Genomic DNA, 3,623 nt, shown 5'->3' on the forward strand with positions numbered 1-3,623 from the left:
ATAAATTCAGATTTTGAGTAAGAATTTCAACGTTCTATTCGGCTTTAATTCCGCGACATTTCAGCTTTAATTGAGTGAGTGCGCAATTAGAGGTAACGTGTTACCAGATATGAAATCGTTTTAATGTTTTATATCAGACGTTAAACGAAGTTAGAGTATTTTTTTTAGAAAGTCAAGTTTAATAAGTTTCCCAATAGAAAAGCCGCTTATATAATTCAATCTACTTTTCTATTTATGTTTAATGTTTCTTTTTAATGATAACATCTATTGTTTGCTTTATGTTTCATTAAGAGTATAATTTAGAAGTTTGTTTATTGCTTAATGTATTTAAAAACAAAAGGTTATGGTTTTAGTGATTCAGTATAAATTCCTATAAAAATAAAAGGTTAAACACTTAATTTTTCAACTTAAAAGTGTAATTTTGTCCGCGTTTAACAACGTACAATGGCAACAACAACAACAAAATACATATTTGTAACTGGAGGAGTAACATCTTCACTTGGAAAAGGCATTATAGCTGCTTCTTTAGCAAAGCTTCTTCAGGCACAAGGTTACAGAACTACAATTCAAAAATTAGATCCTTACATTAACGTAGATCCTGGAACTTTAAATCCTTACGAGCATGGCGAATGTTATGTTACAGAAGATGGAGCAGAAACCGATTTAGATTTAGGACACTACGAGCGTTTTTTAAACGTGCCTACAAGTCAAGCAAATAACGTAACAACAGGTCGTATTTACCAAAGCGTGATCCAAAAAGAGCGTCGTGGCGAGTTTTTAGGTAAAACGGTACAGGTGATTCCACATATTACAGACGAAATAAAACGCAGAATCCAAATATTAGGACGTTCTGGAGATTACGATATTGTAATTACAGAACTTGGTGGAACCGTAGGTGATATTGAGTCTTTACCTTATGTAGAAAGTGTAAGACAGTTAAAATGGGAATTAGGTGAAAACAATGCATTAGCAATTCACTTAACTTTAATTCCTTATTTGGCTGCAGCAGGAGAATTAAAAACAAAACCAACACAACATAGTGTTAAAACACTTATGGAAAGTGGTGTGCAAGCAGATATTTTAGTGTGTAGAACAGAGCACGAATTATCGCAAGATATTCGCCATAAATTAGCGCGTTTTTGTAATGTAACGCCAGATTCTGTATTGCAATCTATAGATGCATCTACAATTTACGATGTGCCTAATTTAATGTTAGAAGAAGGTTTAGATACTGTTGTGCTTAGAAAGCTAGGCTTAGAAAGAAAAACACCAGATTTAACGCATTGGAACGAATTTTTACAACGCCATAGAAATCCAAAGTCTGAAGTTACTATTGGTTTAATAGGTAAATACGTAGAGCTTCAAGATTCTTATAAATCTATATTAGAGTCGTTTATTCATGCAGGAGCAGAGAATGAGGTTAAAGTAACCGTAGAGTCTGTACATTCTGAGCATTTAAATGGTTATAATGCTAAAGAAATGCTATCGCATTTAGATGGTGTTTTAGTAGCTCCAGGATTTGGAGAACGTGGTATAGAAGGTAAAATAGATGCTGTTAAGTATGTACGAGAACATAATATTCCGTTTTTAGGAATATGTTTGGGTATGCAAATGGCAGTAATTGAGTTTTCTCGTAATGTATTAGGTTTAAAAGATGCTAATTCTACAGAAATGGACGAGCATACAACCAATCCAGTTATTAATTTAATGGAAGCTCAAAAAACCATTACAGATAAAGGTGGTACTATGCGTCTAGGTACTTGGGATTGTGAATTAAAAGCAGGCAGTATTGTTGCAAACGTTTACAATACTAAAACTATAGCAGAGCGACACAGACACCGTTATGAGTTTAATAGCGAATACAAAACACAAATTGAAGCAAAAGGCATGATTGCAACAGGTTTAAATCCTGATACAAACCTTGTAGAGATAGTAGAAATTCCAAATCATCCTTGGTTTGTTGGTGTGCAATACCATCCAGAATATAAAAGTACAGTTGCCAATCCGCATCCACTTTTTGTAGCTTTTGTAGCTGCAGCTTTAAAGCATAAAGAGCAGTAGGAATAGTATATTAGATGTCAGTTTGGCATAAAAAAAATAACGGATTACTTTTTGAGGAGTAATTTTAGAATTGCAAAAACTTGATTTTATTTTAGATGCAGGTTTTTTAAGAGAATAAACTAACTAGATTACTTCTCGATACGTCGAGATAGCCAAAATAATATGGAAGAAAAGAAATTAGACGTAAAATCGATAATAGGATTCGTGCTTATATTCGGTATTCTATTGTTAATGATGTGGAATAACCAACCTTCACCAGAAGAACTTGCAGCCGAAAAAGCAAAGCAAGAACAAATAGATAAAGAAAAGGCTACGGTTGAAACAAGTTCACCTGAGGATGTAAAAGTAGTCCAAGGAGAAGATTTCTCTAATATTCAAGCAGGAGATTCTTTGCAACAAGTAGCGGCTAAAAACAAATTAGGAGCGTTTGCTTATGCAGCAGGTTTAGCTTCAAAAAATGTTACAGTAAATAATGGTGTGCTGGACTTAGTATTTGCTAAAAAAGGTGGCCATTTATCTGAAGTTAAGTTAAGTGAATTTGTAGATTTCGATTCAATTCCTATTTATTTAGTAAAAGAAAATAATGCAAGTTTTAATATTAATTTTGGAACTACAGATAGCAGAATTTTAAATACTAAAGATTTACCGTTTCAGTCTAAAGTAACTAAAAACGGAGAAAACACTGTAGTTTCTATGAAACTTAAAGTGTCCGAAACTAAGTTTTTAGAGTATTTATATGTAATCAAACCAAACGATTACATGATAGATTTTACTATTAAATCTCAAGGTTTAAGCGATGTTATTAATGGTTCTCAAGAGATAAAACTAGATTGGTCTCAAACCAGTAAACGTCATGACGAAAGTATTACTTACGAAAACCGATATACACGTTTAACCTACCAACACGATGGTAGTAATATAGATAAATTAGGAGCCACTGGTGAAGACGAGGAAGAAGTTGAAGATTTAGAGTGGCTATCGTTTAGACAGCACTTTTTTAGTTCTATTTTAGTAGCTAATAATGCACCTTTAAAGTCGGTAATGCTTACGTCTAAAGATTTAGTAGAAGACGAAGATATAGACACTTTATACACCAAAACATTTGGAGCTAAAACAGCTTTGGCTTTTAGCGGAAATGAATTAAACCAAAGTTTTGGTTTGTTTTATGGTCCTACAGAAAGTAATATTTTAAGCAAATACGATAAAAATTTAGAAGAGAGTATTCCTTTTGGTTGGGGACTTTTTGGTTGGATAAATAAGTATTTATTTATTCCATTATTTACTTTTTTAAGTTCTTTCTTACCTTATGGTATTGCTATTATAGTAATGACAGTGCTTATTAAATTATTAATGTCTTTTGTACAATACAAGCAGTATTTGTCGCAAATGAAAATGAAAATTTTAAAGCCAGAACTAGAGGCTATAAAAGAAAAGTATAAAGACAATAAAATGAAAGCGCAGCAAGAAACTATGGCGCTACAAAATAAAGCAGGAGCCAGTCCATTAGCTGGTTGTTTACCAGCATTAATACAAATGCCAGTGTTTTATGCTTTGTTTATGTT

General features: G+C 32.7%; 2 protein-coding genes. Both read left to right on the top strand.

Annotated features, from left to right (window positions below):
- The first annotated feature begins 444 nt into the window (after positions 1-444).
- A complete protein-coding gene (locus Q0C58_RS01795) occupies positions 445-2,061 on the top strand; it encodes a CTP synthase (protein ID WP_290696701.1) in 1,617 nt (538 codons plus the stop codon).
- Between the two features lie 162 nt (positions 2,062-2,223).
- The coding region (gene yidC / locus Q0C58_RS01800; protein WP_290696702.1) for a membrane protein insertase YidC at positions 2,224-3,623 on the top strand (1,400 nt) is incomplete at its 3' end.

It is taken from the genome of Lacinutrix sp. (assembly GCF_023299985.1).
In the GTDB taxonomy this organism is placed as follows: domain Bacteria; phylum Bacteroidota; class Bacteroidia; order Flavobacteriales; family Flavobacteriaceae; genus Lacinutrix.